This is a genomic window from Micromonospora globbae, assembly GCF_036184225.1.
GTDB classification, from domain to species: Bacteria; Actinomycetota; Actinomycetes; order Mycobacteriales; family Micromonosporaceae; genus Micromonospora; species Micromonospora globbae.
Genome location: NZ_CP108084.1, coordinates 109,199 through 127,961 on the forward strand (window position 1 = coordinate 109,199; position 18,763 = coordinate 127,961).

The window sequence follows — 18,763 nt, forward strand, 5'->3', positions numbered from 1 at the left end:
GAGCTAAGGGTGCGGGTCGGGGCTTTGGAGCTGAATCGTCTCCGACATCGCCAGCCGCAGCCGGGCCCGTTGGCGCAGATCGGGCCCGTATGGGTGTTCCCGGCGCAGGCCCCGTCCTTCCACGTTCGTCGCCGCGGCCACCGGGGTTGGGCGGTCCTCTAGAGCTGAATCGGCTCCGACATCGCCGGCCACGCCCAGCCCCCATCCCGCGTAATCCTGTGCGACCCCGCGCGTTGCGGGTGCGAGCCCGGTGTCGTTCCCGGTTCGTCGTCCGCCGAGGCCACCTGCGGGGCCACGCACGACGCCCCCCGCGCGCCGATCGCTCGACAAGATCGCGCAATTTCCTGGATGTTGTCGCATCGAGGGGCGATCGAGGCCACAACATCCCCGATGTTGTGGCCTCGGCGCGCCGCCCCGGGGCACACCATGACCGGCGGGTGCGACTCGGCCTCGGCGCGCACGCCGAGGCACACTATGCCCGCATGGGGCGCGTCCCCTCCCGGGCGGTTGAGCAACCAACATGGCGCCCGGCGTGTGTCTTTCACAGCAGGCACATGTGCTCGTGCGCTGCCGAGCTGCCCCAAATATGGGACATGCTGCGAGCATCCCCGCGCGTAGTGACATGCCGCGCCGTCGCCTGTCACAGCGGACAGACGTGTGCTCGTGTCCTGTCGAGCTGCCCCAGATATGGGACATGCTGCTCAGCATCCCCGCGCGTAGGGACTTGGGAGCGCCAGGTGGCCGCGTGGTCGACCCTCCGATCGCCATGGGCGGTGTGCGTCAGCGATGGCGTGAGGTTGGGAGACGCGACCCCGTGCCCTGGCTGGGACGTCCGCACCCTCGTCCGCGTCGATCGGCGGACCTTGACTGCCGTTCGATCCGGGCCCGTAGGCCCGTGTTGCCGCTGAGGCCGTGGTGCCCCAGATATGGGGCAGGTCGATAGCGTCCACCCGACCGGTGTGCGCCCGGCTGGTTGGGCGCGTCTGGTCGACCTCGATGCCGGTGGCATGGCGGTGACCGGGTGACGGGGATACCGCCCTGCCGGCGGACAGCGGGTCGAACACGACGGCGCCGGCCAGGGATAGGACGGCGCTGGCCAGGGATAGGACGGCGCTGGCCAGGGATAGGACGGCGCTGGCCAGGGATAGGCCGTGGCCTGCCGCGAGCTGGGTGCCCAGCGGCAGCTAGACCGGTTCGGCCGTGGTGTCCGGTGCCGGTTGGCCGGGAATGGGGTCGGCGGCTGCTGCCGGGGCAGCCGTCAGCGGCTCCGTCGCAGCAGCTGCCGGCTCCGTCGCGGGAAGGGCTGCCGCGGGCTCCGTCGCAGAAGCTGCTGCTGCCGGCTCCGACGCGGGGGCCACCGCTGCCGGAGCGGCTGCGGTGGTCTCGCTCGGCGGCCAGGGCACCTCCGGCGACGGCTGGAAGGTGATTCCGGCCGCCGCCCAGCGGGGGCCGTGCCCGGCCAGCCGTTCGCGGAAGCCGGCCCAGTCGTGGGCCGACCGCGGCGACCAGGCCAGCTCGGCCACGGCGGGCAGCCGGGGGAAGAGCATGAACTCGACCTCGGCGAGCGTCGCCACGGACTCGGTCCAGAGCGGCGCCTCCACGCCGAGCACCGCCTCGGCGGGCACGCCGGCGATGTGGGTGCCCGGATCCCAGTCGTACGCGCGGCGGACGTCGATCAGGCCCGCCCAGTCGTGGCCGATCGGGGTGTCCGGGGTGTACTTCATGTCCAGGTAGGCGTGGTTGGCGGGGGAGAGGATCAGCCGGGCGCCGCGGCGTACGGCGTCGGCCGTCTCGGGGTCCTCGCCGTTGGTGCCCCACCACTGGAGGACCCGCCCGTCGGCGTGCGCGGCCGGGGCGAGCTGGTGCCAGCCGACCACGGTCTTCCCGGTCGCCGCCACCAGTCGCTGGGCCCGTTCGATGAAGCCCCGGTAGACGTCCGCCGGCACCTTGAACGCCTCGTCGCCGCCGATGTGCAGCCACGGCCCCGGCGTGAGCGCGGCCACCTCGCCGAGCACGTCGGCGACGAAGTCGTACGTCCGCTCGTCGGCGGGGTCGACGTAGCTGAAGCCGACCTCGGTGCCGGTGTACGGCGGCGGCGCGACCTTGCCGGGCGCCAGCTCCGGGTACGCGACCAGCGCGGCGTTCGTGTGCCCGGGCAGGTCGATCTCCGGCACCACGGTGACGTGACGGCGGGCGGCGTACCGGACGATGCGGCGGTAGTCCTCCCCGCTGTACGAGCCGCCGGGCCCGCCGCCCACCTCGGTGACGCCACCGACCTCCGCGAGTCGCGGCCACGAGTCGACGGCGATCCGCCAGCCCTGGTCGTCGGTGAGGTGCAGGTGCAGGTGGTTGAGCTTGTAGCGCGCCAGGTGGTCGACGACGCGCAGCACGTCGGCAACCGGGAAGAAGTGGCGGGCCACGTCGAGCATCGCCCCGCGGTACGCGAAGCGGGGCCGGTCGACGATCGACCCGCCGGGCACCGTCCAGCGCTCGGTCACCGGCGTCCGGCTCTCGATCGCCGGCGGCAGCAGCTGGCGCAGGGTCTGCACGCCGTAGAAGAGCCCGGCCGGGGTGGCGGCGACGATTCGGATCCCGTGCGGCGCCACGTCGAGGCGGTAGCCCTCGTCGCCCAGCTCCCCACCGCCGGTCACCGCCGGCACGTCGACGTCCTGCCCAAGGGGGGCCGCCCCCGCCTCCAGCGGGTCGGTGGCGACGGTGAGGACCAGCGGGCCGTCGCCCTCGGTGCCGGCCGCGTCCGCGACGGGCAGCGGGAAGCCGGTGGCGGGCCGCAGCAGCGACGCGAGCTCCTCGGCGACGTCCCGGCCCGCGGGGCTGACCCGGACCGCCGCGTCGGCGGTGAGCGTGAAGTCGGCCGCCGGGTCGGGCGCCACGAACTCGGGAGCGGGGACGACGTCACCCAGCCGGACGGGTGCGGGCGGGGCGAGCAGGTCGCCGGCGCGGTGGGCGGCGCTCCGGGCCAGCTCGGCGGCGGCCGGACGCCGGGTGGGCACGCCCAGCTCGTCGAGCGGGTCGGGGCCGGTCTCGGGCGGGGTGGCGGGGGTGGTCGTCACGGCGAGGGCTCCCGGGTGTATTCGGGCGGGATATGGCAAAGGTCAGGTTCAGCGAGAACCAGTGCCCTCAAGCGTACGGCGGCAGGGGCGATTGCGTGATCATGCGCGTGGAAGCGTTCCCAAAAACCGGTACGAACGCGGATAGTGGTGATGGCTGTGCCTATTGTCACCGAACGGTCCCAGGCCACCCGATGTTCGCTTAACCTTCGCCCACCGATCGTTGGACGACGCCGGATTGCCGGTGGTCGCCCTCGGGGTATGTCCGAACTGAACCTTCGTTAAGTGTCAATGGCGCGCGTTGGAGGGTCTGGTGGCAGCGCAAGAGACGGTCGACCACAAGTACGTGTACGACTTCGCCGAGGGCAACAAGGATCTCAAGGACCTGCTCGGTGGCAAGGGGGCCAACCTGGCCGAGATGACCAACCTCGGCCTTCCGGTGCCGCCCGGTTTCACCATCACGACCGAGGCCTGCAAGGCGTACCTCGCGACCGGTGAGGAGCCGGCCGGTCTCGCCGACCAGATCGAGGCGCACCTGGAGTCGCTGGAGCGGGAGATGGGCCGCCGCCTCGGCGACCCGGACGACCCGCTGCTGGTCTCCGTACGCTCCGGCGCCAAGTTCTCGATGCCCGGGATGATGGAGACCGTCCTCAACGTCGGCCTCAACGACCGCAGCGTCATCGGGCTCAGCGCCCAGGCCGGCGGCAACGACCGGTTCGCCTGGGACTCGTACCGCCGCCTCATCCAGATGTTCGGCAAGACGGTCTGCGACGTGCCGGGCGAGGAGTTCGAGCAGGCGCTGGACGAGGCCAAGCGCGCCAAGGGCACCACCAGCGACCTCGACCTCGACGCCGACGACCTGCGCGCGCTCGTCGACGCGTACAAGAAGATCTTCGCCAAGCACACCGGGCGGGAGTTCCCGCAGGACCCGCGCGAACAGCTGGACCTCGCCATCCGGGCGGTGTTCGAGTCGTGGAACGCCGAGCGGGCGGTCGTCTACCGCCGGCAGGAGCGGATCCCCGCCGACCTCGGCACCGCCGTCAACGTGGTGACCATGGTCTTCGGCAACCTCGGCCCCGACTCCGGGACCGGTGTCGCCTTCACCCGCGACCCGGCCAGTGGCGCCCAGGGCATCTACGGCGACTACCTCGCCAACGCCCAGGGCGAGGACGTGGTGGCCGGCATCCGCAACACCGTGCCGTTGCAGGAACTGGAGCGGATCGACAAGAAGTCGTACGACGAGCTGCTCGGCTACATGGCCCGGCTCGAGGAGCACTACAAGGACCTCTGCGACATCGAGTTCACCATCGAGCGGGGCAAGCTCTGGATGCTCCAGACCCGGGTCGGCAAGCGGACGGCCGCCGCCGCGTTCGTCATCGCCGGGCAGCTCGTCGACGAGGGCCTCATCGACCTGGACGAGGCGCTGCACCGGGTCAACGGCGCGCAACTGGCCCAGCTGATGTTCCCCCGGTTCCGGCTCGACCACGACTTCGAGCCGGTGGCCAAGGGCGTCGGCGCCTCCCCGGGCGCCGCGTCCGGCAAGGCCGTCTTCAGCTCGGACCGGGCGGTCGAGATGGCCGCGCAGGGCGAGTCGGTGATCCTCGTCCGGCGGGAGACCAACCCCGACGACCTGAACGGCATGATCGCCGCCAAGGGCATCCTCACCTCCCGTGGCGGGAAGACCAGCCACGCGGCCGTCGTGGCCCGGGGCATGGGCAAGACGTGCGTGTCCGGCGCCGACGAACTCGACGTGGACATCCCGCAGCGGAGGTTCACCGTCGGCGGGCGGACGGTGAACGAGGGCGACGTCATCTCCATCGACGGCACCACGGGCAAGGTCTACCTCGGCGAGGTGCCGGTCACGCCGTCCGAGGTCGTGCAGTACTTCGAGGGCACCCTCGACCCGGAGCAGACCGACGACCCGCTCGTCCGCGCCGTACACCGGATCATGACCCACGCCGACCAGCGGCGGCGGCTGGCGGTGCGGACGAACGCCGACACCGCCGACGACGCGGCCCGTGCCCGGCGCTTCGGCGCCGAGGGCATCGGGCTGTGCCGCACCGAGCACATGTTCCTCGGCGACCGGCGGGAGCTGGTCGAGCGGCTCATCCTGGCCCGCACCGACGACGAGCGCGAGGCGGCCCTCGCCGCGCTGCTGCCGCTGCAACGGGCCGACTTCGTGGACATCTTCCGGGCGATGGACGGGATGCCGGTGACCGTCCGGCTGATCGACCCGCCGCTGCACGAGTTCCTGCCCCCGCTCGAACAGCTCGCCGTCAACGTGGCCGTCGCGCAGGAGCGGGGCGAGGACGTGGCCAAGGAGGAGGCGCTGCTCGCCGCCGTCCGGCGGATGCACGAGGAGAACCCGATGCTCGGGCTGCGCGGCGTACGGCTCGGACTGGTCATCCCGGGCCTGTTCGCCATGCAGGTCCGCGCGATCGCGGAGGCCGCCGTGGCCGTGGTGCGCGAGGGCGGCTCGGCCTGCCCGGAGATCATGGTCCCGCTGGTCGGCGCCGTGCAGGAGCTGGAGACGGTCCGCGCCGAGGCCGAGAAGATCATCTCGGAGGTGGTCGGTGACAGCGGGGTCGAGGTGCTGATCGGCACGATGATCGAGGTGCCGCGGGCCGCGCTGACCGCCGGCCAGATCGCCGAGGCCGCCGAGTTCTTCTCCTTCGGCACGAACGACCTCACCCAGATGGGCTGGGGCTTCTCCCGCGACGACGTCGAGGCGGCGTTCTTCTGGCGCTACCTGGAGCTGGGCATCTTCGGCATCTCGCCGTTCGAGTCGATCGACGCCGAGGGCATCGGCCGGCTCGTGCGCATCGCCGCCGAGGAGGGGCGGGCCGCCCGGCCCGGACTGAAGCTCGGCGTCTGCGGCGAGCACGGCGGCGACCCGGACTCGGTGCACTTCTTCCACTCGGTGGGCCTCGACTACGTCTCCTGCTCCCCGTTCCGGGTGCCGGTGGCGCGGCTCGAGGCGGGCCGTGCCGCCGTGGAGACCGCCGGCTCGGACAGCCGCTGATCGCCGACGTCCTGGTGGGGGCCCCTTGTCCACCCGTGGTGGCGCGGGGCCCCTCTCGACGGGCTGGCGTGCGGAGGGCGCCGGGGTCGCGGCTCGGCGTGGCAGGGTGCGATCGCCCGGCGCCCGCTCGGCGTGGCGCGGTGCGGTCGCCCGGCGCGCCGTACGGCTGCCGCGGGCGTAACCTTGGCTCGCTCGTACTCCGTGGATGCGGAAGGGTGGCTGCATGACCAGCGTCTGGGAGAGCCTGACCGTCGACGCCCACGATCCGCCGCGGCTTGCCCGCTGGTGGGCCGAGGCCCTCGGCTACCAGATCGTCACCGAGAAGCCGGACGCCGTGGAGATCCGCCCGTCGGCCGACCGCCTCCCGGGCATCGTCTTCGTGCCGGTCACGGAGGCCAAGGAGACCAAGAACCGCCTGCACATCGACCTGCGCCCGAGCGACCGGGAGGCCGAGGTCGAGCGGCTGGTCGACATGGGCGCCCGGCACGTCGACATCGGCCAGGGCGACGTCGGCTGGACGGTGCTCGCCGACCCGGAGGGCAACGAGTTCTGCGTGCTCCAGCAGCGGGGCTAGGCCGGTGACCGGTTGAGCGGGCAGCCGCCTCCGGGCGCCGGCACCGTGCCGGACGCCGGCCGGGAGCGGGACGGGCGTGCCGTACGGAACGCGGACGTTCCCGGCGCGCCGGACGCGGAACGCCGGGTGCCCGAGCCGCCCAAGGACACCGGCCACGGCCGGTCGCCGTACGAGCGGGACCGGGCCCGGGTGCTGCACTCGGCCGCGTTCCGCCGGCTCGCCGCCAAGACCCAGGTGCACACGGCCGGCACCGACGACTTCCTGCGTACGCGGCTGACCCACTCGCTGGAGGTCGCCCAGATCGCCCGGGAGATGGGTGCCCGGCTGGGCTGCGACCCGGACGTGGTGGACGTGGCCGGGCTGGCCCACGACCTGGGGCACCCGCCGTTCGGGCACAACGGGGAGGCCGCGCTCGACCTGCTGGCCGCCCCGTGCGGCGGCTTCGAGGGCAACGCGCAGACGCTGCGGGTGCTCACCCGGCTGGAGGCCAAGGTGCTCGCCCCGGACGGCTCCTCCGCCGGGCTGAACCTCACCCGCGCCTCGCTCGACGGGGTCGGCAAGTACCCCTGGCCGCGCCGGCCGGGGGAGCGCAAGTTCGGGGTGTACGCCGACGACGCCGACGTGTTCGCCTGGATCCGGGCGGGCGCGCCGCCGGGGGAGCGACGCTGCCTGGAGGCGCAGGTGATGGACTGGGCCGACGACGTGGCGTACTCGGTGCACGACGTCGAGGACGGCATCCACGGCGGGTACGTGACGCTGCGCCCGCTGCTGGTCGACGCCGACGAGCGGGCCGCGCTCTGCGCCGACGTGGCGGCCACCTACTCCGGCGAGTCCCCGTCCGACCTCGCCGAGGTGCTGGTCGAACTGCTCGCCGACCCGGTCCTCGCGCCGCTGGCCGGCTACGACGGCAGCCACCGTGCCCAGGCCGCGCTCAAGACGACGACGAGTGTGCTGACCGGGCGTTTCGTCACGGCGGCCGTCGCGGCCACGGAGGAGCGGTTCGGCCCCGGCCCGCACCGCCGGTACGCCGCCGACCTCGTGGTGCCCCGACCGGTGCGGGCGCGGTGCGCGCTGCTCAAGGGGATCGCGCTGCGCTACGTGATGCGGCGCCCGGGTGCGCACGCCCGCTACGAGTGGCAGCGGGCGGTCCTGGCCGAGCTGGTGGCCGTCCTGGCCGACCGGGCGCCGGACGGGCTCGACCCGGTCTTCGCCCCGCTGTGGCGGGCCGCGCCGGACGACGCCGCCCGGCTGCGCGTGGTGGTCGACCAGGTGGCCTCGCTCACCGACCCGGCCGCGGTGGCCTGGCACGCCCGCCTGGTCGGCGAGGGCGGTCGAGCCGCCCGGACCGACCCCACGGCGGCCGGCCCGCGAAGTTAGGGTAGCCTAACCAACATGTCGGAACGCCGTACGAAGGTCACGTCGGCCCGGGTCCTGCGCACCGAGCGGCCCACCCCGCGCCTCATCCGCCTCGTCCTCGGCGGGGAGGAGCTGGCTGGGCTGCCCGTGGGAGAGTTCACCGACCACTACATCAAGGTGGTCTTCCCGCAGCCCGGTGTGGCGTACCCCGTGCCGTTCGACCTCGACGCGATCCGCCGCGAACTGCCCCGCGCGTACTGGCCGCGGCTGCGGACGTACACCGTGCGGGCCTTCGACCCGTGGGCCGGGGAGCTCACCGTCGACGTCGTGTACCACGGCGACGAGGGGCTGGCCGGGCCGTGGGCGGCCCGCCTGCGCCCCGGTGACCCCGTGCGCTTCGTCGGCCCCGGCGGCGGGTACGCCCCGAGCCCGGACGCGGACTGGCACCTGATGGTGGGCGACGAGAGCGCGCTGCCGGCGATCGCCGCGGCGCTGGAGCGGCTGCCGGCCGGCGCGCCGGCGAAGGTGTTCCTGGAGGTCGACGGGCCGGCCGACGAGCTGGCGCTGCACAGCCGGGGCGCCGTCGAGCTGTGCTGGCTGCACCGGGGCGCCCGGCGGGTGGGCGACGCCCTCGTGGCGGCCGTGCGGGACCTCGACTTCCCGCCCGGTGCCGTGCACGCGTTCGTGCACGGCGAGGCGACGTTCGTGAAGGAGCTGCGCCGGCTGCTGCGGATCGAGCGCGGCGTGCCCCGGGAGATGCTCTCCATCTCCGGCTACTGGCGCCTCGGCATGGACGACGAGGGCTGGCGGGCCAGCAAGCCCGAGTGGAAGCGGCAGGTCGAGGCCGAGGAGGCGCTCGCCGCCTGACCCGCCCCGGCGGGTGTCGGTCGCCGACGCTTCGCCCGATATGCACCCTGTGACGCCCTCCCGCTGCCGAGGATGGGCAGGGGGTGCCCATGAGCGAGCAGGTGGAGGAGCCGGGGGCCGGCGCGAACCGACCGGTCGACCGGGTCGTGCTGGCGCTCAGCGCCGGCGGGGTGCTGGCCGTCGTGCTGTGGGGCGTCCTGGCCCGGGGATCCCTCGCCGTTGCCGGCCGGGAGGGGCTGGCCTGGGTCATCAGCACCTTCGGCTGGTTCTTCGTCGTGGCGGCCGACGCCTTCGTGGTGCTCTCGCTGGTGATCGCGGCGAGCCGCTTCGGCCGGATCCGCCTCGGCGCCGACGACGACGAGCCCGAGTTCAGCACGCTCGCGTGGGTGTCGATGATGTTCAGCACCGGGATGGGCATCGGGCTGGTCTTCTACGCGGTGGCCGAGCCGATCGAGCACTTCGCCGTCCCGCCCCCGGCCACCGGGGTCGCGCCGAACACCGGCGCGGCCGGCGCGGCGGCCATGCAGTACACGCTCTTCCACTGGACGCTGCACCCGTGGTCGATCTACGCGGTGGTGGCGCTGGCGCTCGCGTACTCGACCTTCCGGAAGGGCCGGGAGAACCGCCTCTCCGCCGCGTTCCGGCCGGTGCTCGGCGCCCGTGCCGACGGTGTGCTGGGCCGGGTGGTCGACCTGCTGGCGGTCTTCGCCACCGTCTTCGGCTCGGCCACCAGCCTCGGCCTCGGCGCGCTCCAGGTGGCCGCCGGGCTCGGCCTGGTCACCCGGGTGCCGGACACGGTGGCGGTCGAGCTCGTGGTGATCGCCGCGCTCACGCTGGCCTTCGTGGTCTCCGCCGTGTCCGGCCTGCACCGCGGCATCAAGTGGCTCTCCACCACGAACGTCGTCCTGGCCGTCGTGCTGATGATCTTCGTGTTCGTGGTCGGGCCGACCGTCTACACGCTGGAGGTGCTCCCGGCCTCGGTCGGCGACTACCTGACCAACCTCGTGTTCATGTCGACCCGTACCGGCGCCTTCTCCGACCCGGCCTGGCTCGGCTCCTGGACCATCTTCTACTGGGCGTGGTGGATCTCGTGGGCGCCGTTCGTCGGGATCTTCATCGCCCGCATCTCCCGTGGCCGCACGGTCCGCCAGTTCGTCACCGGCGTGCTGCTGGTGCCGAGCGGGGCCAGCGTCGTCTGGTTCGCGATCATGGGCGGCAGCGCGCTGCGGACCCAGGCCACGGGCACCCGCGACCTGGTCGCCGACGTCCGCGCGGGCACCGAACGGGCGCTGTTCGGGCTGCTGGAGGCGCTGCCGCTGGCCGGGCTGACGTCGGTCCTGGCGATGGTGCTCGTGGCCCTCTTCTTCGTGACGGGCGCCGACTCGGCCGCGCTGGTGCTCGGCTCGCTGACCTCCCGGGGGACGTTGCGCCCGCGCCGCTGGCTCGTCGTGGTGTGGGGCGTGCTGATCGGCGCGGTGGCCGCCGTGCTGCTGCTCGCCGGCGGGCTGGACGCCCTGCAACAGGCGACGATCCTCGTGGCGCTGCCGTTCGTGCTCGTGATGCTCGTCCTCGCGGCGGCGCTGCTCCGGGACATGGCGCGGGATCCCGCCGTCAACCCGCCACCCCGGATGCGCCGGTCCGGCCTGGCCGCCGCCGTGCGCGCCGCCCGGTCGTACGAGGAGGAGGATCCGCCGCCGGTGACCCGGTGGTTCCACCGGCGCCCGGGATGAGGTGTCGCGCCCCCGACCGAGAGCGGGTGTACCTCGATATGTAGTAGGGGTGCTACATTTTGCCGCAGTAATTCGCCAACTGGGGGATGGTCATGACTGCGGTCGAGCTCCCGGGAGTCGCCTCGACTCCGCACCCACCCGACGAGGACGTGGTCCTCCACGTCCGCGACCTGCGCATGCGGTACGGCACCGTCGACGTGCTGCACGGCGTCGACCTCACCGCCCGGCGGGGTGAGGTCATCGCGCTGCTCGGGCCGAACGGCGCCGGCAAGACGACGACGATCGAGATCCTCGAAGGGTTCCGCATGCGATCGGCCGGTGACGTCCGCGTCCTCGGCGTCGATCCGGGGCGGGGCGACGAGCGCTGGCGCGCCCGGCTGGGCGTCGTGCTCCAGTCCTGGCGGGACCACGGCAAGTGGCGGGTCCGGGAGCTGCTGGCGCACCTCGGCGCGTTCTACGCCCCGTACTCCACCGACCGGATCCCCCGGCCCTGGCCGGTCGACGAGCTGCTGGACACCGTCGGCCTCACCGCCCACGCGGGCAAGCGGGTCAACCAGCTCTCCGGCGGGCAGCGCCGCCGGCTCGACGTGGCCGTCGGCATCGTGGGCCGCCCCGAGCTGCTGTTCCTCGACGAGCCGACGGTCGGCTTCGACCCGGCCGCCCGCCGGGAGTTCCACGAGCTGGTGCACCGGCTGGCCGACCTGGACGACACGACGATCCTGCTCACCACGCACGACCTGGACGAGGCGGAGAAGCTCGCCGACCGGATCCTCATCCTGGCCGGTGGCCGCATCATCGCCGAGGGCACGCCGGACGATCTGTCCCGCCGCGTGGCCGGCAACGCCGAGATCCGCTGGACCCGGGACGGCGAGCGGTTCGTGCACTCCGCGGCCGACGCCACCGCCTTCCTGCGGGAGCTGTTCCGGCAGTACGGCGACGGCGTGCAGGAGCTGGAGGTCCGCCGGGCCAGCCTGGAGGACGCGTACATCGCGCTCGTACACGAGCAGGAATCCGGCGGCCGGGCCGGCGCGGCGGCCGTGTGGAAGCAGGGGAGCGAGGCATGAACCCGACCAGAGCGGCCGTCCGGGCCGGTGTCCAGCGCGGCCTCACCGAGCTGCGCAACAGCTTCACGAACGCGCAGGACCTGTGGGGCTACGTCTTCCCGACCCTCATCCTGCTGGTCACCATCTTCTTCATGCGCGGGGCGACGGTGCCCGGCACCGGCTTCTCCCTCGGCACCCGCACGCTGCCCAGCATCCTCGGCATGGGGCTGGCGTTCGGCGGCCTGATCACGCTCGCCCAGCAGCTCGTCGTCGAACGCGAGGACGGGACGCTCCTGCGGGCCAAGGCCACGCCGAACGGGATGCTCGGCTACCTGGTCGGCAAGCTCACGTCGATCTCGACGGTCGCGCTGGTGAGCATGGTCATCCAGCTCGTGCCGGCGCTGTTCCTGGTGGACGGGCTCCGGCTGACCGAGGCGAGCGCCTGGTTCACCCTGCTCTGGGTCGTGGTTATCGGCCTTGTCGCCACGCTGCCCATCGGCGCGGTGATCGGCTCGCTTATCGAGAACCCGCGCAACCTCGGGCTCGTCATGCTGCCGATGATGGGTCTGATCGCGCTGTCGGGCATCTTCTATCCCATCAACGGCTACCCGGGGTGGGTCCAGGCCGTCGCCCAGGTGTTCCCGATCTACTGGCTAGGGTTGGGGATGCGCTCGGCGCTGCTGCCGGACAACCTGGCGGCGGTCGAGCTCGGCGGTTCGTGGCGGCACCTGGAGACGCTCGGTGTGCTCGGCGCGTGGGCGGTGCTCGGGCTGGTGCTCGCCCCCGTCGTGCTGCGGCGGATGGCGCGCCGGGAGTCCGGTTCCCGGGTCGCCGCCCGCCGTGAGCGGGCGATGCAGCAGGCCATCATGTGAGAGGGTGCCGATGAGCGAGACCGTGCACAACCGGATCGCGGTGCTGCGCGCCGAGCGGGGCATCTCCCGGCGCCAGCTCGCCGACGCGCTGGGTGTGCACTACCAGACGGTCGGCTACCTGGAGCGCGGCGAGTTCCGCCCCAGCCTGCACCTGGCGCTGCGGATCGCCGCGTACTTCGAGGTGCCGGTCGAGGTGGTCTTCTCGATCGAACCGTTCCCCCGGATCGGGGACACCGCCGCGGAGGCCGGCCGCACGGCGTGACCGCCACCCTCCGGGCGACCCTGCCCGGAGGGTGCCGCGTCGCGGTCGCCCGTCACACGCCACGCCCCCGGCGGCGGATCGTCGGTCCGGCAGGGCAGGATGTACGCCGAGGAGGTGGCGGACATGGCGGGGCGGATCCGGGACGAGGACATCGCGCTGGTCCGGGAGCGCACCTCGATCGCGGACATCATCTCCGAGACGGTGACCCTCCGGTCGGCCGGCGGCGGCAACCTAAAGGGGCTCTGCCCCTTCCACGACGAGAAGAGCCCGTCGTTCAACGTCTCGCCGGCGCGCAACGTCTGGTACTGCTTCGGCTGCGGCGCCGGCGGCGACGCCATCAAGTTCCTCATGGACGCCGACCACCTCAGCTTCGTCGAGGCCGTCGAGCGGCTCGCCGCCCGCGCCGGCATCCAGCTGCGGTACGTGGAGTCGGACTCGTCCGCGCCGCGGAGCCGCCCGCAGCAGGGGCAGCGTCAGCGCCTGGTGGCCGCGCACGCCGCCGCTGTCGAGTTCTACCGGTCGCAGCTCACCACGGCGCCCGCCCGGCCGGCCCGGGAGTTCCTGGCCGCGCGCGGGTTCGACCGGGCGGCGGCCGAGCGGTACGCGTGCGGGTTCGCCCCCGACGCCTGGGACCAACTCACGAAGCACCTGCGCCAGCGCGGCTTCACCGCCGACGAGCTGGTCACCGCCGGGCTGTCCCGCCCGTCCCGGTCGGGCACGCTGATCGACCGGTTCCGCCGCCGCCTGATGTGGCCGATCCGCGACATCACCGGCGACGTGATCGGCTTCGGGGCGCGCAAGCTGTTCGACGACGACGACGGCCCGAAGTACCTGAACACCCCCGAGACCCCGATCTACAAGAAGTCGCACGTCCTCTACGGCATCGACCAGGCCAAGCGGGAGATCGCCAAGCAGGGCAAGGTGGTCGTGGTGGAGGGCTACACCGACGTGATGGCCTGCCACCTGGCCGACGTGCCCACGGCCGTGGCGACCTGCGGCACGGCGTTCGGCGCCGACCACATCTCGGTCCTGCGCCGGGTGCTCTTCGACAGCGACGAACGCGCCGGCGAGATCATCTTCACCTTCGACGGCGACGCCGCCGGGCAGAAGGCGGCGCTGCGGGCGTTCGACGACGACCAGCGCTTCGTCGGGCGTACGTTCATCGCGGTCAGCCCCGACAACATGGACCCCTGCGAGCTGCGGCTGGCCAAGGGCGACCTCGCGGTGCGCGACCTCGTCGCCCGCCGGGAGCCGCTGGTCGACTTCGCGCTGCGCCACGTCATCAGCCGCTTCGACCTCGACACCGTCGACGGCCGGGTGGAGGCGATGCGCCGGGCCGCGCCGCTGGTCGCGAAGATCAAGGACCGGGAGAAGCGCCCGGAGTACGTCCGCAAGCTCGCCGGCGACCTCGGCATGGAGATCGAGCCGGTGCAGCGTGCCGTGCAGGCGGCCCTGTCGACGGGCGCCGGCCGGGAGGCTCCCGCCCCGGCCACCCGCTCCGCGGCCCAGCCGGCGGTGGACAGCCCGCAGTCGATGGTCGAGCGGGAGGCGCTGAAGCTCGCCCTCCAGCAGCCGGTGCTCGCCGGGCCGATGTTCGACGCGGTGGAGGCCGCGGAGTACCGGCACCCCGTCCACGTGGCCGTCCGCGAGGCCATCGCGGCGGCCGGCGGGGTCGCGGCGGCCACCGGCGGCGCGGTGTGGATCGAGTCGGTGCGCGACGCCTGCACGGACCTCGCCGGGCAGGCCCTCGTGGCCGAACTCGCCGTCGAGCCGCTGCGCATCGACGGCGAGCCGGATCCGCGGTACGTCTCGGTGACGATGGCCCGGCTCCAGTGGGGGTCGGTCACCGGCCGGATCAAGGACCTGAAGTCCCGGATCCAGCGGATCAACCCGGTGAGCAACAAGGACGAGTACTTCGCGCTCTTCGGTGAGCTGCTCTCGCTGGAGCAGCACGCCCGGGCGTTGCGGGAGCAGGCCGCGGGAGGGCTGTAGATGGGACTGTTCAACCGCCGACCCAAGCTGCCCGCGGCCGACCGCCCGCCGCTGGGGTCCGACGAGCGGGTGCTGGCGTGGGCGGCGGCCGGAGACGGGACGGGCAACGGCGTCCTGGTGGCCACCAACCGCGGGCTCTGGCTGCCCGGCGACGAGCGGCTGGGCTGGCACGAACTGCTGAAGGCGGTCTGGTCCGGCCGGGAGCTGACGGTCACCCCGGCCGAGAACGTCGCCGAACGGGACGGCTACCTGGTGGTCGCCGACGCCGACCCGAAGACGTACCTGCTGCTCGATCCCGGTGACCTGCCGCACCAGGTGCGGGCCCGGGTCACCCGCTCGGTGGCGTACACCCAGCACCACCGGCTGCCCACGGGCGCCGGCCGGATCGCGGCCCGGCGCGTCCCCGGGGTGGACGGTCTGACGTGGACCGTCCGCTACGACCCGGGCACCCCGACCGACGACGCCGAGGTGGTCGCGGAGACCGACCGGCTGGTCGCCGCGGCCCGCGCCGCGACCGCCCCCGCCGACGTCTGACCGGCGGGACGGCCGCCGGCGCGGAATCACCTCCCGGGCCGTCGGCGGGCGACGGTGCCGTGCTCAGCGGGCGCCCAGGTCCTGCAACGCCTTCTCCGCGCCGCGGTGCAGCGGCACCGGGTCCGTCCGGCGGGCGTTCTCCAGCGTGATGCCCTTCGCGGCCGGGTTCGCCTGGGCCAGCGCGTCCCGCCGCTCGAACACCGTCCGGGTGATGGCGCACGCGACGTTGGCGTCCAGGTCCTCGCGGACCAGCAGCACGTTCGGCACCACGATGGTGGGGGTGTCGGCCGCCGTGCCGTACGCGTCCCGGCCGATCGTGCCGGCCTGGTACGCGGGGTTCAGCTCGGCCATCTTCGGCAGCAGGGGGCTGATGTCGAGGAACCGGACCCGGTCGCGGGCCGTCGTGAACAGGTCGGTGAGGCCGCCGGTGGGCAGCCCGCCGGACCAGAAGAACCCGTCGATGCTGCCGTCCTTCATCCCCTCGACGGTCTTGGTGAGGTCGAGCCGCTGCGCCTGGACGTCCTTCGCCGGGTCGAGACCGGCCGCCTGGAGCAGCCGGTGGGCGATCACCTCGGTGCCGGACTTCGGCGAGCCCGTGGAGATGCGCTTGCCCCGCATGTCGGCCACCGAGGCGATGCCCGCGTCGCTGCGCACCACGACCTGCGTGTAGTTGTCGTAGATCCGGGTCAGCGCCCGCACCGGCTGGGCCGACGTGAAGCTCTCCCTGCCCTGCACCGCGTTGACGGCCGTGTCGAAGAGCGAGAAGGCCACGTCGTACTGGCCGGCGACGAGCTGCTCGATGTTCTGCACGGAGGCGCCCGTCTCGGCGGCCGTGCCGGTCAGTCTGCCGCCGGTGGCGTCGGCGAGCTGCCCGGCGAGGGCGTTGCCGACCACGTAGTAGACGCCCGTCGCGTTGCCGGTCGCGATGCCGACCCGGGTGTCCCGGGTCACCTCGCAGGTGACCTCGCTGGCCGTGTCGTCCCGGGCCGCGCCGCCCTGCCGGCCGCCGCAGCCCACCGTCCCCGCGGCGACGACGGCGAGGACGCCGACGCCGGCGACGAGCCGGACCTTCTTCCCGCTCACTGTGCTACCTCCCTCAGCTCCGGTGTTCCGGTCGGCCCGCCGGACCGGCCGGCGGATCCACGTCGTACGAGCACGCCCGCGACCGCCACGACGGCCAGCCCGACGCCGACCGCCACCGGCACCGCCTCCAGCCGCAGCAGGAACACCCCGGCGAGCGCGGCCACCACCCGTTCCGGCACCCCGGCCGGCCCGACGCCGGGCAGCCAGCCGCCGGCCGCCACGGCGAGCACGGCCACGCTCACGGCGAGGACCACGGCGGCCACCACGACCCGCCGTACGCCGCCGATGCCGAGCAGCCCGAGCCCGGCGGGCGTGATGACGAACGCGATCGGGATGAGGTACGCCGGCAGCGCGTACCGCAGGGCCTGCCACATGGTCGGCACCAGCCGGCCGCCGGTCACCGCGGACGCGGCGACGGCGGCGAGCGCCGTGGGCGGGGAGACCTCGGAGAGGACCGCGAAGTAGAAGACGAACATCGCGGCGGCCGGCGCCGCCACCCCCAGGTCGAGCAGCGCGGGGCCGATGATCACCCAGCCGATGACGAACGAGGCGGTGACCGGCACGGCGAGCCCCAGCAGGCTGAGCGCGACGGCCGCGAGCACCGCGGTGAGCACGAGGACGGCGGCCGGGTCGCTGGTGAGCATCCGGGCGCCGTCCACCAGCAGCGCCGCCGCCTGCGGGCCGAGCCCGGTCTTCGTCGTGGTCGCCGTGATGATCCCGGCGGCGGCGCAGACGGCGGTCACCGCCAGCACGCCGCGTACGCCGGCGACCAGGGAGCCCACGAGCCGGGCCGGGGTGAGCCGGTGGGACCGGTCCAGGAAGGACAGCACGGCGGCCAGCGCGGTGGCGAGCACCACGGCCCGGGTCGCCGACATGCCGAGCGCGAGCAGCACGACGATGACGACCAGCGAGGCGAAGTGGTAGCCGAACCGGGCGAGCAGCCGCCACGGCGACGCCGCGTCGATCGCCACCGGACGCACACCCGACCGGCGGGCGTCGATCTCCACGGCGAGGAGGATGCCGAGGTAGTACAGGATCGTCGGCACGGTGGCCCAGCCGAGCACCTGGAGGTAGGAGACGCCCAGGTACTCGGCGATGATGAACGCCGCCGCGCCCAGCGTCGGCGGGGACAGGATCGCGCCCACGCCGGCCGCGGCCAGCATGCCGCCGGCCCGCTCCGCCGGGTATCCGGCCCGCCGCAGGATCGGCCAGGTCACCGCCCCGATGCTCACCGTGGTGGCCGCCCCGGACCCGGAGACGGTGCCGAGCAGGAAACCGGAGGCGACGGCGGTGCGCCCGGCGGCCGTACGTGAGCGGCGGAACGCGGCCGTGGACAGCTCGACGAAGAACCGCCCGGCGCCGGAGTGGTCGAGCACGGCGCCGTAGATGGTGAACAGCACGATGTACGACGCGGCGACGTCCAGCGGGGTGCCGTAGAAGCCGCTGTCGGAGTTGTAGAAGGCGTCGACGAGCTGGCTGAAGTCGAGCCCGGCGTGGGCCACCGGCCACGACTGCGGCAGCAGCCCCCCGTAGTAGCCGTAGCCGAGGAACAGCAGGCAGACCGCCGGCAGGATCCAGCCGGTGGTCCGCCGGCACGCCTCCAGCAGCAGGAGGAGGAGCACGGTGCCCATCACGAGGTCCGCCGGGACGAGCAGCCCCTGCCGGTCGAGGAAGGCGTCGTACCCGCCCCCGCCGGACCCGATCGAGAACGGCAGGACCGGGTAGAGACAGGCGGCCAGCGCCAGCGCGGCGAGGGCCCAGTCCGCCGGCGTGGGACGGGACCGGCCCGCGGCGGACGGTGGCGCGGCGGTGTCTCCGGGTGGCGTGTCGCTGTCATCGGGTGGCGTGTCGCTGTCATCGGGTGGCGCGGCGCTGTCTCGGGGTGGGGCGTGCTCGGGTGGCGCGGCGCTGTCGTGCTCGGGCGGCGCGGCGTCGGCGGCGCGCTGGCGCGGCGGGACGCGCGCCGGGGTGTCGTGGCGGCGGGCGAGCCGACGCAGCCGGGGCCGCAGGCGCAGGTCGGCGGGGTAGGCGAGGAAGACCAGCGGCAGGACGCCCGCGAGGAAGATGATCAGGTAGTACTTGCTCCCCTGGGGCAGTGGCCGGAAGACCTGCCAGAGGGCGAGCGCGCCGACCACGAGCGCCACGGCGGCGACGAGCGCGCCGGTGCGGCCGGCGAGCACCCGGCCGGGCTTCTCGTCCTCGAACTGCGCCGCCAGCTCGGAGACCGCGCCCGGGTCGCGGGTGGACGCCGCCGGGGCTTCGCCGGCCTCGCGCGTCGGCGACGGACCGTCGGAGGAACGGATCGGCGACACAACAGGACGATACACGTCGATACGCGGCGGGCGGGGGCCGCGCGGAGC

13 protein-coding genes are annotated in these 18,763 nt (G+C 73.6%); 10 read left to right on the forward strand and 3 right to left on the reverse strand.

All coding sequences use genetic code 11. The features are described 5' to 3' along the window. Nucleotides 1-1,184: 1,184 nt before the first annotated feature. Complete coding sequence (locus OG994_RS00545) at nt 1,185-3,071, reverse strand: beta-N-acetylhexosaminidase (RefSeq protein WP_328851866.1); 1,887 nt, start codon at nt 3,069-3,071, stop codon at nt 1,185-1,187. A 310-nt stretch (nt 3,072-3,381) separates the two neighbouring features. On the opposite strand from OG994_RS00545, the gene ppdK reads away from it, so the two are divergent. The 10 genes from ppdK to OG994_RS00595 all read left to right on the forward strand — a co-directional run bounded on the left by ppdK (nt 3,382) and on the right by OG994_RS00595 (nt 15,320). Then, nucleotides 3,382-6,090 (forward strand): pyruvate, phosphate dikinase, encoded by a 2,709-nt coding sequence (gene ppdK / locus OG994_RS00550; RefSeq protein WP_120330279.1) that lies wholly within the window; start codon nt 3,382-3,384, stop codon nt 6,088-6,090. Nucleotides 6,091-6,313: 223 nt separating this feature from the next. Continuing rightward, nucleotides 6,314-6,664, forward strand: a complete 351-nt coding sequence (locus tag OG994_RS00555; RefSeq protein WP_120330280.1) for a VOC family protein — start codon at nt 6,314-6,316, stop codon at nt 6,662-6,664. Nucleotides 6,665-6,709: 45 nt separating this feature from the next. Further along, nucleotides 6,710-8,041 (forward strand): deoxyguanosinetriphosphate triphosphohydrolase, encoded by a 1,332-nt coding sequence (locus OG994_RS00560; protein WP_407942589.1) that lies wholly within the window; start codon nt 6,710-6,712, stop codon nt 8,039-8,041. A gap of 15 nt (nt 8,042-8,056) precedes the next feature. Continuing rightward, nucleotides 8,057-8,887: a siderophore-interacting protein gene (locus tag OG994_RS00565; protein WP_328851868.1), complete on the forward strand. Its 831-nt coding sequence runs from the start codon at nt 8,057-8,059 to the stop codon at nt 8,885-8,887. Nucleotides 8,888-8,976: 89 nt separating this feature from the next. Further along, nucleotides 8,977-10,617, forward strand: a complete 1,641-nt coding sequence (locus OG994_RS00570; protein WP_328851869.1) for a BCCT family transporter — start codon at nt 8,977-8,979, stop codon at nt 10,615-10,617. Between the two features lie 92 nt (nt 10,618-10,709). After that, nucleotides 10,710-11,681 (forward strand): ABC transporter ATP-binding protein, encoded by a 972-nt coding sequence (locus OG994_RS00575; RefSeq protein ID WP_120330402.1) that lies wholly within the window; start codon nt 10,710-10,712, stop codon nt 11,679-11,681. Continuing rightward, on the forward strand, nt 11,678-12,532 hold the full coding sequence (locus tag OG994_RS00580; RefSeq protein WP_120330283.1) for an ABC transporter permease: 855 nt from the start codon (nt 11,678-11,680) through the stop codon (nt 12,530-12,532). Before OG994_RS00575 ends, OG994_RS00580 begins: the two co-directional genes overlap by 4 nt. A gap of 10 nt (nt 12,533-12,542) precedes the next feature. Further along, the gene (locus tag OG994_RS00585; protein ID WP_120330284.1) at nt 12,543-12,794 is read left to right on the forward strand and encodes a helix-turn-helix transcriptional regulator; all 252 of its coding nucleotides are present in this window, start codon (nt 12,543-12,545) and stop codon (nt 12,792-12,794) included. Between the two features lie 99 nt (nt 12,795-12,893). Beyond that, nucleotides 12,894-14,786 carry a DNA primase gene (dnaG, locus tag OG994_RS00590; RefSeq protein ID WP_120330285.1) on the forward strand — a complete coding sequence of 631 codons (1,893 nt, stop codon included), beginning with the start codon at nt 12,894-12,896 and terminating at the stop codon, nt 14,784-14,786. Next, a complete protein-coding gene (locus OG994_RS00595) occupies nt 14,787-15,320 on the forward strand; it encodes a hypothetical protein (RefSeq protein ID WP_328851870.1) in 534 nt (177 codons plus the stop codon). 63 nt (nt 15,321-15,383) lie between these two features. Here OG994_RS00595 and OG994_RS00600 read toward each other — a convergent pair whose 3' ends face one another. Together OG994_RS00600 and OG994_RS00605 are read right to left on the reverse strand one after the other, a co-directional pair. Further along, a complete protein-coding gene (locus OG994_RS00600) occupies nt 15,384-16,403 on the reverse strand; it encodes a TAXI family TRAP transporter solute-binding subunit (protein ID WP_328851871.1) in 1,020 nt (339 codons plus the stop codon). After that, entirely contained in the window at nt 16,400-18,715 is a 2,316-nt protein-coding gene (locus OG994_RS00605) for a TRAP transporter permease (protein ID WP_328851872.1), read from the reverse strand. Before OG994_RS00605 ends, OG994_RS00600 begins: the two co-directional genes overlap by 4 nt. Nucleotides 18,716-18,763 lie beyond the last annotated feature (48 nt).